General features: G+C 62.6%; 14 protein-coding genes. 6 read left to right on the top strand and 8 right to left on the bottom strand.

Going from position 1 to position 14,118, the window contains the following annotated elements; genetic code table 11:
• Positions 1-34 precede the first annotated feature (34 nt).
• Positions 35-1,534 carry a replicative DNA helicase gene (locus IVA95_RS17555; RefSeq protein WP_213249998.1) on the bottom strand — a complete coding sequence of 500 codons (1,500 nt, stop codon included), beginning with the start codon at positions 1,532-1,534 and terminating at the stop codon, positions 35-37.
• Positions 1,535-2,100: 566 nt separating this feature from the next.
• Here IVA95_RS17555 and IVA95_RS17550 point away from each other — a divergent pair.
• Positions 2,101-2,307: a hypothetical protein gene (locus IVA95_RS17550; RefSeq protein WP_247511594.1), complete on the top strand. Its 207-nt coding sequence runs from the start codon at positions 2,101-2,103 to the stop codon at positions 2,305-2,307.
• 20 nt (positions 2,308-2,327) lie between these two features.
• Here the strand turns inward: IVA95_RS17550 and IVA95_RS17545 are convergent, their stop codons facing one another.
• Positions 2,328-3,578, bottom strand: coding sequence for a cyclopropane-fatty-acyl-phospholipid synthase family protein (locus tag IVA95_RS17545; protein ID WP_247511593.1), 1,251 nt, complete (start codon positions 3,576-3,578; stop codon positions 2,328-2,330).
• 249 nt (positions 3,579-3,827) lie between these two features.
• Between IVA95_RS17545 and IVA95_RS17540 the strand changes: the two genes are divergently transcribed.
• From IVA95_RS17540 to IVA95_RS17530, 3 genes are all read left to right on the top strand, one after another.
• On the top strand, positions 3,828-4,859 hold the full coding sequence (locus tag IVA95_RS17540; RefSeq protein WP_247511592.1) for a hypothetical protein: 1,032 nt from the start codon (positions 3,828-3,830) through the stop codon (positions 4,857-4,859).
• A gap of 97 nt (positions 4,860-4,956) precedes the next feature.
• The gene (locus tag IVA95_RS17535; RefSeq protein ID WP_247511591.1) at positions 4,957-5,562 is read left to right on the top strand and encodes a TetR/AcrR family transcriptional regulator; all 606 of its coding nucleotides are present in this window, start codon (positions 4,957-4,959) and stop codon (positions 5,560-5,562) included.
• Positions 5,559-6,023, top strand: coding sequence for a PaaI family thioesterase (locus IVA95_RS17530; RefSeq protein ID WP_247511590.1), 465 nt, complete (start codon positions 5,559-5,561; stop codon positions 6,021-6,023). The genes IVA95_RS17535 and IVA95_RS17530 overlap by 4 nt, the downstream gene beginning before the upstream one ends.
• A 39-nt stretch (positions 6,024-6,062) precedes the next feature.
• Here IVA95_RS17530 and rplI read toward each other — a convergent pair whose 3' ends face one another.
• The 6 genes from rplI to rpsF form a co-directional block, all read right to left on the bottom strand.
• Entirely contained in the window at positions 6,063-6,662 is a 600-nt protein-coding gene (gene rplI / locus IVA95_RS17525) for a 50S ribosomal protein L9 (RefSeq protein WP_247511589.1), read from the bottom strand.
• 55 nt (positions 6,663-6,717) lie between these two features.
• A complete protein-coding gene (locus tag IVA95_RS17520; protein ID WP_247511588.1) occupies positions 6,718-7,689 on the bottom strand; it encodes a hypothetical protein in 972 nt (323 codons plus the stop codon).
• 361 nt (positions 7,690-8,050) lie between these two features.
• A complete protein-coding gene (locus tag IVA95_RS17515) occupies positions 8,051-9,937 on the bottom strand; it encodes a TRAP transporter permease (RefSeq protein WP_247511587.1) in 1,887 nt (628 codons plus the stop codon).
• A 10-nt stretch (positions 9,938-9,947) separates the two neighbouring features.
• A complete protein-coding gene (locus IVA95_RS17510; RefSeq protein ID WP_247511586.1) occupies positions 9,948-10,937 on the bottom strand; it encodes a TAXI family TRAP transporter solute-binding subunit in 990 nt (329 codons plus the stop codon).
• Between the two features lie 366 nt (positions 10,938-11,303).
• Positions 11,304-11,543 (bottom strand): 30S ribosomal protein S18, encoded by a 240-nt coding sequence (rpsR, locus tag IVA95_RS17505; protein ID WP_002711478.1) that lies wholly within the window; start codon positions 11,541-11,543, stop codon positions 11,304-11,306.
• A gap of 5 nt (positions 11,544-11,548) precedes the next feature.
• Positions 11,549-12,019: a 30S ribosomal protein S6 gene (gene rpsF / locus IVA95_RS17500; protein WP_171579966.1), complete on the bottom strand. Its 471-nt coding sequence runs from the start codon at positions 12,017-12,019 to the stop codon at positions 11,549-11,551.
• A gap of 336 nt (positions 12,020-12,355) precedes the next feature.
• Between rpsF and IVA95_RS17495 the strand changes: the two genes are divergently transcribed.
• Together IVA95_RS17495 and IVA95_RS17490 are read left to right on the top strand one after the other, a co-directional pair.
• Positions 12,356-13,063, top strand: coding sequence for a TetR/AcrR family transcriptional regulator C-terminal domain-containing protein (locus tag IVA95_RS17495; RefSeq protein WP_247511585.1), 708 nt, complete (start codon positions 12,356-12,358; stop codon positions 13,061-13,063).
• Complete coding sequence (locus IVA95_RS17490) at positions 13,060-14,085, top strand: fatty acid desaturase family protein (RefSeq protein ID WP_247511584.1); 1,026 nt, start codon at positions 13,060-13,062, stop codon at positions 14,083-14,085. The genes IVA95_RS17495 and IVA95_RS17490 overlap by 4 nt, the downstream gene beginning before the upstream one ends.
• Positions 14,086-14,118 lie beyond the last annotated feature (33 nt).

Here is a 14,118-nt window from a genome sequence, read left to right as displayed (position 1 = left end):
CGGCCAAACGCGGCGGTTCAACTGCGCCCGGCGCTCAATAGCCACGATCCGGCAGGCTGCCGTCCTGCGCCAGATCGCTGAACCGGGTGAACTGGCCCTCGAACTGCACTTCCACCGTTCCGGTGGGGCCGTGGCGCTGTTTGCCGATGATGATTTCGGCCTTGCCGTGCACCAGTGACATATCGAGCTGCCATTTTTCGTATTCGGGGGTGCCGATCCGCGGCTCCTTGTTAGCGAGGTAATACTCCTCGCGGTACACGAAGATCACCACGTCGGCGTCCTGCTCGATCGAACCGGATTCACGCAAGTCGGCCAGTTGCGGGCGCTTGTCGTCGCGGTTTTCCACCTGACGCGAGAGCTGCGACAATGCGATGATCGGAACGTTGAGTTCCTTGGCAAGTGCCTTGAGGCCCGTGGTGATTTCAGTCACTTCCTGCACGCGATTGTCCGAGCGCTTGCCCGAGCCCTGCAGCAACTGGATGTAATCGATGACGATCAGGTCGAGGCCCCTCTGCCGCTTCAGCCGGCGCGCACGCGCCGTGAGCTGCGAGATCGACAGACCGCCGGTCTCGTCGACATAGAGCGGCAGCGACTGCAGTTCGATCGAATAATCGCGGATCTTCTCGAAGTCGGCCTCGGTAATGCCGCCGCGTCGGATCATGCTGGAAGCGATGCTGGTCTGTTCGGCCAGGATACGGGTGGCGAGCTGTTCGCCGGACATTTCGCAGGAGAAGAAGCCGACGATGCCGCCATTGACGGTCTTCATCTTGCCATCGGCCTGAACCTCGGCGCGATACGCCTTGGCGATGTTGTAGGCAATGTTGGTGGCGAGCGACGTCTTGCCCATGCCGGGGCGGCCGGCGACGATGATCAAGTCGGACGCCTGCAGCCCGCCCATCTTGCTGTCGAGGTCGCGCAAGCCCGTGGCGATGCCCGACAGACTTCCGTCACGCTGGAAGGCTTTGGCCGCCATGTCGACGGCGGTCGTTAGCGCCTGCGAAAAGCGCTGGAAGCCGCCGTCATAACGGCCGGATTCGGCGAGTTCATAGAGCTGGCGCTCGGCGTCCTCGATCTGCGCGCGCGGGGCAAAATCCACCGGCGCATCGAAGGCGACATTGACCATGTCCTCACCGATCCGGATCAGGTCGCGGCGCAGCGACATGTCGTAGACCGTGCGGCCATAGTCCTGCGCGTTGATGATCGTGGTGGCCTCGGCCGCGAGACGCGCGAGGTACTGACCAACCGTCATGCCGCCGATATCGGTATCGGCCGGCAGGAAGGTCTTCAACGTCACGGGCGTTGCGACCTTGCCCATCCGGATCAGGCTGCCGGCGGTCTCGAAAATGGTCTGATGGATCGGCTCGAAGAAGTGCTTCGGTTCCAGGAAGTCCGAAACGCGGTAGAACGCGTCGTTATTGACCAGGATGGCGCCCAGCAGGCTCTGTTCAGCCTCGATGTTGTGCGGCGCGCTCCGATAGACCGGAGTTCCCGCGTCGGGAGCGAGCTTGAGAACGTTCGAATCAGTCAGAGCCATAGTTTGTAATGATCTTTAGGTTTTTGGTTTTTGTCAGGTCGCTTGCGGAAGTTGGGCAGCGATAAAGCGCCACGTGCAGGCGATCCGAAAGTCCGAGTAGGCCTTATGCCCGATTCACACAATGCCCCGTGTGAATCCTGAGCAGGCCCTTGACGGAGTTGGACCAGAAGCGGCGCCCGTCCGGGAGCGCTTTTGTGAAAATGCCAGGCAAGATCTTAGGGGAGTCTGAACCTTGGCGCGACTTGGGCCGACATATGCGAAGGCAGGAGGCGTTTCGAGCCCTTATCTTAAGCGTTGATCAAACCAGGATCAGATAGACGAACGCGAACAGGGCGGCAGCCACGCCGATGGCGATCAAGGCATAGTCGATCCTGATGTCGGAATCGAACGGGGCTGGGTAGGTATGCCGGCTCATGAGCGGAGATGTACGACGGACCGCCGATGGACTCTGTGAAGTAGATCACATCGGGTGTGATTTTCTTTGCTGCAGGATGGATTGGTTAGGAAATCGGGAACGGGCCGGCGATTTTCGAGTTGCCAGTTGCACCGACCAAAAGGAACAGGCGATGGGTCAGCGACTCCAGGAATGGCGATCGGCACGTGCCCAGCGTTTGTGGCTGTCGATGCTGATCAACGCCATGGAAGAGGTTTCGCGGCCGGAACGGCGTGACGAACCCTGTGATGCCCAGTTGCTCGCCGCGTTGCGAGCCCAGCTCGCCCGCCCGCCATTGGCCAACACGCTTTACGCCTCTGCCTATAGCCTGAGAAACTGACCCACTGCCTTTGCGACGGCCTATTCGCCGGCCAACTGCAGCCGCGGCTGCTTTCCGATTTCGATCCCGCGCAGCCTTGCTTCTTCCCGGGCGATGTAATCGCGCGTCATCGGCACAATTCCCTGACGCCTGGTGAGCTGGATCTGGAAATTCATCAGGTTCTGCTTCCGGAACGCCATTTCCGACGCCGCCAGATAAAATTCCCACATCCGCGCAAAACGCTCGTCATAAAGACGTACCGCCTCTTCTCGCCGCGCCATGAAGCGCTCCCGCCAGGCCTTGAGCGTTTCCGCATAATGCAGCCGCAGGATTTCGATGTCGCAGACCAGAAGGCCGGCTTTCTCGATCGCCGGGATGACCTCTGACACGGCGGGGATATAGCCGCCTGGGAAGATGTATTTCGTGATCCATGGGTTTGTCACATCGGGCCCGGTGGAGCGGCCGATCGAGTGCAGCACCATGATGCCGTTGTCGCTGAGAAGTTCGGCGCAGCGCCGGAAGTAGGTTTCATAGAAGTCGATGCCGACATGTTCGAACATCCCGACGGACACGATCCGATCGAACGGGCCGACGCTATCGCGGTAGTCGCTCAGCAGGAATCTTGCCGACCCCGTCAGGTTCTTCTCAGCGGCGCGGGCATTCGAGGCCTGCAATTGTTCCGACGACAGCGTGATTCCGGTAACATTGGCGCCCGTCATTTCGGCCAGGTAGAGACCAAGGCCACCCCAGCCTGAGCCGATGTCGAGCACGCGATCGCCGGGCCCAACGAGAAGCTTGGCAGCAAGGTGACGCTTTTTGGCGAGCTGGGCGTCGTCGAGCGTCATATCCGGCGCTTCGAAATACGCGCAGCTATATTGCCGGTCGGCGTCGAGGAAGAGCGAGTAGAGCCGACCGTCCAGATCATAGTGATGGGCGACATTGTTTTTCGCCCGGCCCCGCCAATTGAACTGTCTCGCGTGCCTACTGAAATAGCGCAGCCACCATTGCAGCTTGGCCCAGCGTGGCAGCATGTCGGGCTGGCCGAGCAGGATTTCGAGTGCGTCGGCGATCGAGCCGTCCTCGACCACGAACGAGCCGTCCATATAGGCTTCGCCAAGCGCCAGTTCGGGATTGAGAAGAATCCGGAGTTGCGTCCGCTCACTCAGGAACCGCACAGACACCGGGCGGCCGGTTCGATCCCCGCAGGTAAACTTTGCCCCGCTCGCGGACGTGAAATTCATCGTGCCGCGGCGAATGAACTGACCCAGGAAATAACGCAACAAACGATCCATCGAAGCACCAATGGAACGACCGGCCCGTTACACCAATGCACCTCGGAAAGGACGGTTCCATGTACACCAGGAACATCATAAGTATGGTGATGCCGCAGCGCTACTGCGTTGGAGTCAAAGCCGATATTCTCAAATGTGGCGATCACGCAGATGCGCAATAAGCCTGCTTCCATTCGCGTCATAATCGGCTAAAAGGTGGCCCGCGTTGTGCGACGCAGGCCGCGATTCCACGTCTGGAGAATGCAGGGAATGTTGAGCCGAGCGCTCAGTTTAGCGACGGTGATCCTGATCGGCTGCTTCGCAGCAGGCGTGGTGCGGGCGCAAAATCTCGACGCCGGCAAGAGCCCCTCCCAGATATTCTCCGGTACTTGCAGCGCGTGCCACAAGAGCCCGCGCGGCCTGTTGAAGAACACGCCGGTTTCGTCGTTGCCGGGCTTTCTGCGCCAGCATTATACCACCGGTTCCGACATGGCCTCGGTGCTTTCCTCCTACCTGATAGCCAATGGGGCTGCCGACCCCCGATATCAAGCTAAGGATCAGCCCAGGCAGAAGGACGGCAAGCAGGACGGAAGGTCGGATCAGCCCGACCGATTCGGCCGCCGGCAGCCGTCCCAGGAGGCTTCCCGGCCGGGTGCCGACGGAGCACCGCCGCAAGGCGAGGGCGCGCGTCCGGGCCGCGACGCGAAGCGGCTCGCACGGCCGCACACGGCGCCCGAGGCTGCTAAACCCGCCGATGGGCAGGTCACTACTGACAGCAAATCGGGTGTCAGACAGAAGCAGGGCAGGCGTGGCAGGCCCGCCGCCGAAGAACCGCCGAAAGCCGAGGAGGCCGCCCGCGGCGACGCCGCAAAGGAAGATGCGTCTCGGGATGCCGCCAAATCCGAAACTGCGAACCCCGGAACTGCCAAGCCTGATCTGGCCGAGCCTGATCGTGCCAAGCCTGATCCCACCAAGACCGATTCTGGCGGGCCCGATCCGGCCAAGCCTGATGCCGACAGGGCCGACTCCGCCAAGGGTGAGGCCGACAAGCCGGCCCCGGAGGCCGCGAAGCCGGCCGGCGAGAGCGGGTCCGAGACCGCCAAGATCAATGCTCCCAAGGAGAGCGCCGACAGCGAGCCGACCCCGCCCCGGCCTGACCCGGTGACGCCTGCGCCGTCAGCTCCCGCCGCGAACGTCCCTGAGCCCCACGCGACGGCACCCGCGACGTCTCCGTTGGTGACAGCGCCCGCAACGCCGGCGGCCGTGCCCGTCGGCCCTCCCGCGCCACCCATCTCGCGATAGGATCTCAGATTTCCAGATGCCGACCGGCGCCGTCGCTTGACCGTCGCTAGAGTATCACTCTAGAGTAGCGATCTAGTGGATCGAAAGGCGGCGCAGAGTGGCTACGGCACGGAACGATCTGCTGGCGGCGGGGTTGGCGGTTTTCGACCGCGATGGTTTCGAGGGCGCCACGGTGGCCGCCATCAGAACTCGCGCGCGAGCGTCCAACGGCAGCTTCTTCCATTTCTTCGGATCGAAGAAGGAGCTGGCCGGCACGCTGTTCCTGGAAATCCTCGCCCGTTATCACGCTGCCGTCGTAGCGGCGGTTGATGAATCTTGCGCCGCGCGGGAAGGCGTGGCTCGGCTGATCCGCGCACATCTGGACTGGGTCGTGAATTCCCGGCGCGAGGCGCGCTATCTCTTCGAGATTTCGCGCAGTGAATGGACCGAGCAGATCCGCGGCGCGCAACGCGCGCAGAATTCGCGCCTTGCGGAAGCCGTCGAACAATGGCGCGCGCCGCTCGTCGCGCGCGGCGAATTGCTGCCGATGACGTCGTTGGTGTTCTTCAGCCAGATCATCGGACCGGCCCAGATTTTTTGCCGCGCATGGCTGTCGGGCCGCGACCGCACCGATCCGCGAGAGCAGGCCGAAATCCTGATCGCCTGTGCCATCCGCGCGGTGGTTGCGCCCGATACGATCCACAGGCCCGGAGAAACAGTATGAGTGCGGATGACAATGCCGAGTTCGCGCCGATCGCGACCCGCATCCGCGATAATGTCGGCCGCCAGGGCTTTATGACCCACATCGGGGCGGAACTATCCGAGCTGACGCGTGGCACGTGCACGCTTGCGGTCGACCGCCGGCCCGAACTGCTGCAGCAGCATGGCCTGTTCCACGGTGGCGTTACGGCTTTCCTGGTCGACAACGCCACCACGATCGCGGCCGCGACATCGCGCGGGCAATCGGCGCTGACGGCGGAATATAAATTGAATCTGCTGTCGCCGGCGATCGGCGATCGGTTGATTTGTCGGGCGCGCGTGATCAAGCCCGGACGTCAGGTCGCCGTGGTTGCGGCCGACGTGTTTTGCGTAACCGATGGCGTCGAGAGGCATACCGCAACTGCGCTGGCCTCGATCGCAATGCTCGACGAGAAGGCGGCCGCCAGAATCTCAAGCCTGGCCTGATTGAGGCCGGGCTTGAGGTCTTCTAGAGCGATACGCTCGTTACTTCTCGGTTGCAGCCGGCACCGGCGCGACTTCCTCGTGCTGGGCTTCCGGATCGAAGAACTCGCCGGCGGCGGCGAGTGCCTCGGCGGCGGCGTCCTGGTCTTCCTGACGGGTCGAGATGTCCTCGCCGCGGTTGATGCGCTCGGCTTCATCGGCGCTGCGCGCGACGGTGACGCTGACGGTGGCTTCGACTTCCGGATGAACGGCAATCAAGACCTCGTGCTTGCCGATGGTCTTAATCGGGGCGTCGAGCAGGACCTGGCTGCGGTTGATGGTGACGCCGTCGGCCTCGAAGGAGGCGATGATGTCGCGAATGCTCACCGATCCGAACAACTGGCCGGATTCCGAGGCCTGGCGCAGCACGATCACGTTGCGCCCGTTGATCTTCTCCGCGACCTTGGCTGCTTCGCCCTTGGCCTTGAGATTGTTGGCCTCGAGTTCGGCCTTCATGCCGTCGAACTTGGCGCGATTCTCGGCGGTGGCGCGCAACGCCTTGCCGCGCTTGAGGAGAAAGTTGCGGGCAAACCCGTCTTTGACGCGGACGACCTCGCCCATCTGACCGAGCTTGACGACGCGTTCCAGCAAGATGACTTCCATTTTCGTTCTCCTTATTTCGTGTTCAGTCTCGAGTTTGGGGTGAATGGTTGGATTTTCAGGCTGCGGGCAAGGGCGGCGGCTTTCGGCGCAAGTAACGTTCGCGCAATCCAAAGATTGCTTCCGTAAGGCCGAGGGCGATCATCAGAACGACCGTCCATGGCAACAGCACCAGGATCCCGTAGGTGCAGCTCAGCAAAACCGCGCGGCTTTTCAGCGCCAGCGTTAACGTGTGAACGGCGGCAAGACCGACGAGCGCGTAAGCCATGAAGAGCGCGGCTGTCATGATCTGCGCCGCTATCGAAAATCCTCCGCCCACGAAACAGAATGCCAATGTTCCGCAGAGTGCTACGAGCGTCATCGGCGGCAACGCGGTGCTTTTCAAGTCTGGCCAGGGGCGACGCAGCCGGCCGGACATCGCTGATATCTTTGCGGCGAGCCAAAGGTTGAGCGTAAGCGTCGTCACGACGAGCATCGTCGACAAGCCCCGGAAGATCGTTACAAGCGCGTCAGCCAACCGCTCGATGTCGCTCGACGATAACCCCTCACGGCCAGAAAGAACCTTCGTCAGCCCGCTTCGCAGGGCCGCGGCGATGGCATCGGCATCCTTGCCGAAGACCAGCCACGACGCGATGGAGGACAGAATGGCAAAGCCGACGATCCAAAGCAGGATCCGTCCGATCGGATACCACTCGAGGTTTTCCACTGTAGGATTCGTGCTGTTGCCGGTTCCGACAGCCGCCGCTTGCCGTCCCAGCAACGCGAGATGGCCAAGCCACCAGGCTGGCAGCGCCACCGCAACCGCGAAAGCGACGCAGAAGCGCAGACCGAAAATTGCACCGAAGGCGGACGCCGCAGCGATGCCGCCGATGGTCGCGCTGAGCGGTCCCCAACTGAGTGCCGTCACCATCAGCGGTAACGGCGCCAACAAAGAGAGCAGCAATGAGATCGGCGCGCCCGAGACGATCGAGACGAACATCAGCGCCGACGCGCAGCCGGCCGCAAGACCAATGAGGATAACTGCGATCATCAGCTGTCCCGCTCCTTTCGAGCGGTTAGATAGAGGTCAGCAAAAATGCCGCCTTTACCAACTAGTTGGAGATTCGAGGGGAGCTGTCGGTACCAAGATACCGGAGCCCATCGTGCCCCTCAAAACGTTCACGGCCCGCTGGGGCCGTGATGACCGGCCTTTTAGATCAGTAGCATTGGTTGATCAAGGGTCCGTCGCCGGAACGTGCCGGCAAGTTCCCGGCGTTCATGCCTGTAGCGGCATGGTGTGTGACGTCCCGGGTCGATCCGGGCCTAGGCGTAGATCCGCAGAACGCCGAAGGCTACCGTGCCAATGATCAGCGCAGTAGCAATAAGCGTCAGCGCGGCCAACTGGGTGTGGGTCACGTGGTGGTTTCCGGTGCTATCGTTGGTCGTATCGTCCGTAGCTTTTGCACCAGCACGCCGATGCCAAGCAGGCCCAAGCCGATGACATCGGTGATAGCATTGGGGTCGATCAGCAGCATTGCGGCAACAAAGAAGAGCATCCGCTCGAACCACGTAGCAACACGCAGGAAGTAGCCTTCAAGACTGGCTGCGAGGGCAATGACGCCGATGGTGCCGGTCACCACCGCGCGAAGAATTTCCGGCCATGGCCCCTCGAACAGCAGCGCCGGGTTGTAAACGAAGAAGAACGGCACGATGAAGCCGGCGGCAGCGAACTTCATCGCCTGCAGGCCTGAGGCCCACAGGCCGGCGCCGCCGATTGACGCCGCAGCATACACGGCTAGCGCCACGGGCGGCGTCACTGCCGACAGGCAGGAGAAGTAGAACGCGAACATGTGCGCCGCCATGGGCTCGACACCGAGCTTCATGATCGCGGGCACGAGCAGCGCCGCCTGCATGATGTAGGCGGGAGTGGTAGGCATGCCCATGCCGAGAATGACGCCGGCGACCATCGTGATGAGCAGTGCGGGCAGCAATGAGCCATAGGTGAAGTCGATGAGAAAGGCCGTGAACCGCAGCGCCAGCCCGGTTTGCAGCACGATTCCGATCACGATACCGGCGGACGCACAGGCCATCGCCACCGGCACGGTTTGCACCGCCCCGTCGCGCAGGCCTTCGAGGCACGCGCGCCAGGTAAGCCCGGTCGAAGGCCGCAGCCACGAGATGCCGACCAGCGCGATCGTGGCGATGATCGCGCCATAGGTCGGCGTGAAGCCGTACAGCAGCAGCGTCAGCAGCACGATGACCGGCAGGAACAGGTGGCCCTGGCGCAGCATGATGTAGCCGAATATGGGCAGTTCCTCGCGCGGCAAGCCTTTGAGCCCCGAACGCACGGCGTTGAAATGGATCGCAGCGAACAGCGCTCCGTAATAGAAGAACGCGGGTATCGCCGCGGCGATCATCACCTGCGTGTAGCTGACGCCCTGAAACTCGGCCATCACGAACGCCGCTGCCCCCATGATCGGCGGCATGATCTGCCCGCCCGTGGATGCCACTGCCTCGATGGCGGCTGCCGCCTCCGGCTTGAAGCCGGTCTTCTTCATCATCGGAATCGCCAGCCAGCCATCGATCATGACGTTAGCGACAGCGGAGCCGGAGATCGTGCCGAACAGGCTGGAGGAGACCACCGCCACCTTGCCGGGGCCGCCGCGCGCGCCGCCGGCGATCGCGTTTGCGAAGTTCATGAAGAACTGGCCTGCACCGGATTTCTCAAGAAACGTGCCGAAGATGATGAAAAGAATGACGTAGGTCGCGGCCACCGTCATCGGCACCCCGAAAATTCCCTCCGTGGTGAAATAGGCCTGATCGATGGTGAGCTCGAGGCTGAGACCTCTGTGGTAGAGCCAGCCATACAGCCAAGGGTCCGCGAACCCGTAGAGCAGGAAGACGATTGCCACGATCGGCAGCGACGCGCCGATTGTGCGTCGCGTCGCCTCCAGAACCAATAGGGTGGCGGTAATTCCAACCGCCATGTCCATTCGGGTGAGCGACTCGGCGGTGGGAAAACGGTTCACGATGTAGTCGTAGTTCGCGAACATGTAGCCAATGCACGCGAGCGAAAGACCTGCCAGAGCGAGATCCTCCCACGGCACGCGACCCAGTGTTGCGTTCTTGCTGCGAGGCCACAGCAGGAACGACAGCACCAGGCTGAAGGCCAGCGTTATGTAGAGCAGGGCCTGCTGATCGGGCGCGTATACCGTCAGTCGCGCGTAAACGTGGTACACGGACATTGCGACGGCAACCACTCCGACGACCAGGCCCGCGTAGCCGGAGAGTTTGCGCACGGCACGCCCTCTACTGCTTGAGCAATCCAGCTTCGCGGTAGTATTTCTCCGCGCCGGGGTGATACGGCATGCCCAGGCTCTCAGCCATGTCGGACGCCTTCACGCCCTTCATTTCGCTGGTGACGTTACCGAACTCGTCCCGCCCTTCGACAATGGCTTTGGTGATCTTGTAGATCACGTCGGGAGACGTCTTGGAGGACGCAATGAGCACGGTGGGCGACTGGAAGGTTTGAACGGCCTCGGTCACGCCCTGGTCCTTGTAGGTCCCGGCCTTGATGGTGTAGCGGACAAAGCCCGAATTGAGCTTGCGCAATGCAGCGAATTCCTCGTCGCTGACGGGAAGCACCCGCAGCGGCATCGCCGAGCCAAGGTCCAGGACGAAAGATGCCGGCACCACGGTGAACCATCCGGCCGCCATCGCCTGCCGGTTCTTCACCGCTTCTGCATTTGATGACACCGGGCCGTAGCTCTTCGCGCCCAGGTCGTTCAGCGTCATGCCGTTCACTTTAAGCAGGTACTCCCAGCCGGCCGCCAGGCTGGTGTTGCCGCGTGCCGGCAGCGCCACCGGCTGCCCCTTTAGATCCTTGACACTTTTGATGTCGCTGTTCGCGGGCACCACCAACTGCCAGACGTTAGGATAGAAATTGGCGACGAAAAGGCCCTTGTCGGTGGCCTTGCCGGCGAACTGGCCCTCGCCCTTCTGGGCATCGGCCATGACGGTCGTCATGGACCAGCCGATATCGGCCTTGTCGTTGCGGATCTTCTCCATGTTGACGAGGGCCGCGCCCGGCTCGACCTGCACATTCAACTCGGGATATCGCTTGTTCACGACCTGCGATGCGGCCGCCGCCATCGGCGTCCAACTGCCGCCGGTCGGACCGGCGCTGAAGATGACATCGGTTTTCTGTTGAGCTTCGGCTGCGCCTGCCGCAGCGATGGTCAGCGCCGAAATAGCGGCCAGGCGTACGACTTGCCGCAGACCACGGATGTGGACGGACATCGTTTGCACTCCCTTTGGCGGTTGCGCTCGTTGGCGCCGCTTATTGGGGCTCGTGTCCGCACGTGGTCGGCGGTGACTTCGACACCCGTAGCATGCGGGAATTTGCCATCCGCTCCTGCTGCCGGGCAGCGTACGTGCCCGCCGCAGCGATTGTCAACGAGGTGTGCTTCCGACTACCGCAGCGCGCCTGGCGGAACGCGGGCGTTCAGACCCGACACCAACAGCCGGCATAGGATGCATTGCAATACGGGAAAACTGCGGGTTCGACGGGCGGTCAGAGGTCGTTTCGACCAACCATCGGCAGTCGGACCGCCTGGAAATGAAGAGCAGCGACCGGCGGCGCGAACGCCGCCGGCCGAAGATGTCTTAACGAATGACGTAGGGCAGCAGGCCGAGGAAACGCGAGCGCTTGATGGCGCGCGCGAGTTCACGCTGCTTCTTGGCGGACACAGCGGTGATGCGGCTCGGCACGATCTTGCCGCGCTCGGAGACGTAACGCATCAACAGCTTGGAATCCTTGTAGTCGATCTTCGGCGCATTCGGACCCGTGAACGGACAGGTCTTGCGGCGACGGAAAAACGGACGGCGTGCACCAGCTTCAGCCATGATTCTTACTCCTCTACCGCTGCTGCGTCGTCTTCACGCGGACGGCGCGGGCCACGGTCGCCGCGGAAGCCACCGCCTTCACGATCGCCACGGAAGCCGCCTTCGCGGTCGCCGCGGAAACCGCCGCCGCGATCGTCGCGCTCGCGGTCACGATCGGCCTTGCGCATCATTGCCGAGGGACCCTCCTCGTGCTCTTCGACGCGGACGGTGAGGTAGCGGATAACGTCTTCAGAGATCCGCTCCTGCCGCTCGATCTCGGTGACCGCGGCAGACGGCGCATCGATGTTCATCAGCACGAAGTGCGCTTTGCGATTCTTGTTCATGCGATAGGTGAGGGAGCGTACGCCCCAGTTTTCGGTCTTGGTAACCTTGCCGCCGAGCCCTTCGACGATGCCCGTCATCTGGGTGGTCAGCTCTTCGACCTGCTGGGTGCTCGCATCCTGGCGCGCGAGAAAAACATGCTCGTAAAGAGGCATGGGTGTCCTTTCCTAGTGTTGGCGCGGTCCCCGGCGGCAAGCCCTTCGAGGCCTTCGGAAAGGACTCGGGGATAAGCTCAGAAGGCGGAAGCACGGGACGACGGGCCAACTGGCCCTGCCACATCAATAACGCCTGCAAAGGTGAGATTGCTGAGACCGTCCGTTCAGCTCCCGGCCGGGATCCACGGATGCGCGGTTTATAAGGATTTTCAGCGTGCTGGCAAGGCTTCTTGAGCAGGCCTGAAAGGGAGTCCTGGCGTCAGCGCGGGAGGCGCAGGCCCAAGGGTTGACGTATTTGTTTGTACATCATACAAGTAACGGACCGGAGGGCAAACGATGGCTCCGAAGTCCGTTCAGACAGCGCCAGAAGCGCCCAGCGATCCCAAGCACGCCGCCCGCGCCACGCGCACGGCCGGGCGCCAGATGCGCTCGCGGCTGCTCGACGGCGCCAGCCAATTGTTTAAGGAGCGCGGCCTCGCTGGAACGTCGATCTCGGACATCGCGGCGGCGGCCGATGCCTTTCCGAGCCAGATCACCTACTACTTCCGCACCAAGGAAGCTCTGTTCGTCGAAGCTGCCTGCCGCGACATGCTGTACGTGGCGCGCGCGGCCGAGGAGGCGGCGTTGCAGGCCCGTACGCCGCACGACTACACGCGCGCGCTGGTCGAGACGGTCACGGCAACGGATTCGGTCGCCTTCTTTACCGAAGCCCTGACACTCACCCGCCGCCGGCAGGATCTCGCGCCGCTGGTGGAACGCACCATCGAGCGGCTGCACGGCGAGGGGATGCGCGCCTATGCCGGCCAGATCGAGCGGCACGGCTGGAAAAGCCTGCGCGATCCCGACGCCAGCTCACGGCGATTCTGGGCGCTGGCCATCGGCGTGATGGTGGAGGGCTACGCCATGGGCCGTTCGGCCGAGGAATTGTGCAGCGAGATGCTGCGCGTGCTGGGCGATCAGGCCACGACAACATCAGCGGCCGACAGCGCCAGACTGCGCCTGGTTGGCGACAACTATGAACCCGACGGGGAGAGATCAGCATGACCGCGCTTCGCATGCGTGCCCGCGACTTTCTGACCGAAGATCAACTGGTCGCCGTGCGCCAGCGCGTGACGTGGAAGGGTGCAGCCCTGATCGCGCATGCGTGGGCGCTGATATTGGGATCGATTGCGCTGGTAGCGTGGTGGCCCAATCCGCTGACCTTTCTGCTCGCGGTCGGCGTCATCGGCTCGCGCCAGCTCGGGCTCGCCATTCTGATGCATGACGGAGCGCATGGATGCCTGTCGGCAGATGAGAAAATCAACCTGACGCTCAGCCAGTGGTTCTGCGCCTATCCGATCTTCGCCGAGACCCGCGCCTATCGGCGCTACCATCTGCAACATCACGCGCGCACCCAGCAGGATGACGATCCCGATCTGATTTTGTCGGCGCCGTTCCCGATCACCAAGATGAGCTACCGCCGCAAATTCTTCCGCGATATCACCGGGCAGACCGGCTATCAGCAGCGCAAGGCCCAATTATTGAATGCGCTTGGCCCAAAGGAATGGCCGCTTGCGCAACGCGCCGCGCATTTTTGGGAAAAGCTCGGCCCGCAATGTGTCGTCAACGCCCTCATGTTCGCGGGCCTCGCCGCCGCCGGCGTATGGTGGGCCTATCCGTTACTGTGGCTGTTGCCGCTGCTCACCTGGCAGATGGTGATCACGCGTATCCGTAACATCGCCGAACATGCGGTCGTTCCCGACTCGAACGATCCTCTGCGCAATACCCGCACCACACACGCGAATTTCCTCGAGCGGCTATTCATTGCGCCGTATTATGTCAACTACCACCTCGAGCATCACCTGCTGTTCTACGTGCCCTGTTATAACCTGCCGCGCGTACACCAGATTCTCTTTCAAAGCCGGCATGCGGATCGCATGGAGGTGCAGCCGAGCTACGCTGCCGTGCTGCGGCTTGCGACCGCCAAGCCCGACCACGAGGACCGACCCGGCAAGTTGGTAAGCAGCGTACGCCGCGCGCGGGCCGGCGCCGAAGTCGGTGGCGACCAGGCGGCGGGCGGCTTCTAGTGCGCTGATCGATGGTGGTGTAGCTTCCGTCGG

The organism is Bradyrhizobium sp. 157, assembly GCF_023073815.1.
Taxonomy (GTDB): Bacteria; Pseudomonadota; Alphaproteobacteria; order Rhizobiales; family Xanthobacteraceae; genus Bradyrhizobium.
This window is presented reverse-complemented; position numbering and strand designations above follow the sequence as displayed.

Bases quoted from the DNA above. Each gene is read 5' to 3' on its own strand.
- IVA95_RS17555 (WP_213249998.1), bottom strand. From the start codon at position 1,534: ATGGCTCTGACTGATTCGAACGTTCTCAAGCTCGCTCCCGACGCGGGA.
- IVA95_RS17550 (WP_247511594.1), top strand. From the start codon at position 2,101: ATGGGTCAGCGACTCCAGGAATGGCGATCGGCACGTGCCCAGCGTTTG.
- IVA95_RS17545 (WP_247511593.1), bottom strand. From the start codon at position 3,578: ATGGATCGTTTGTTGCGTTATTTCCTGGGTCAGTTCATTCGCCGCGGC.
- IVA95_RS17540 (WP_247511592.1), top strand. From the start codon at position 3,828: ATGTTGAGCCGAGCGCTCAGTTTAGCGACGGTGATCCTGATCGGCTGC.
- IVA95_RS17530 (WP_247511590.1), top strand. From the start codon at position 5,559: ATGAGTGCGGATGACAATGCCGAGTTCGCGCCGATCGCGACCCGCATC.
- rplI (WP_247511589.1), bottom strand. From the start codon at position 6,662: ATGGAAGTCATCTTGCTGGAACGCGTCGTCAAGCTCGGTCAGATGGGC.
- IVA95_RS17520 (WP_247511588.1), bottom strand. From the start codon at position 7,689: ATGATCGCAGTTATCCTCATTGGTCTTGCGGCCGGCTGCGCGTCGGCG.
- IVA95_RS17510 (WP_247511586.1), bottom strand. From the start codon at position 10,937: ATGTCCGTCCACATCCGTGGTCTGCGGCAAGTCGTACGCCTGGCCGCT.
- rpsR (WP_002711478.1), bottom strand. From the start codon at position 11,543: ATGGCTGAAGCTGGTGCACGCCGTCCGTTTTTCCGTCGCCGCAAGACC.
- rpsF (WP_171579966.1), bottom strand. From the start codon at position 12,019: ATGCCTCTTTACGAGCATGTTTTTCTCGCGCGCCAGGATGCGAGCACC.
- IVA95_RS17495 (WP_247511585.1), top strand. From the start codon at position 12,356: ATGGCTCCGAAGTCCGTTCAGACAGCGCCAGAAGCGCCCAGCGATCCC.
- IVA95_RS17490 (WP_247511584.1), top strand. From the start codon at position 13,060: ATGACCGCGCTTCGCATGCGTGCCCGCGACTTTCTGACCGAAGATCAA.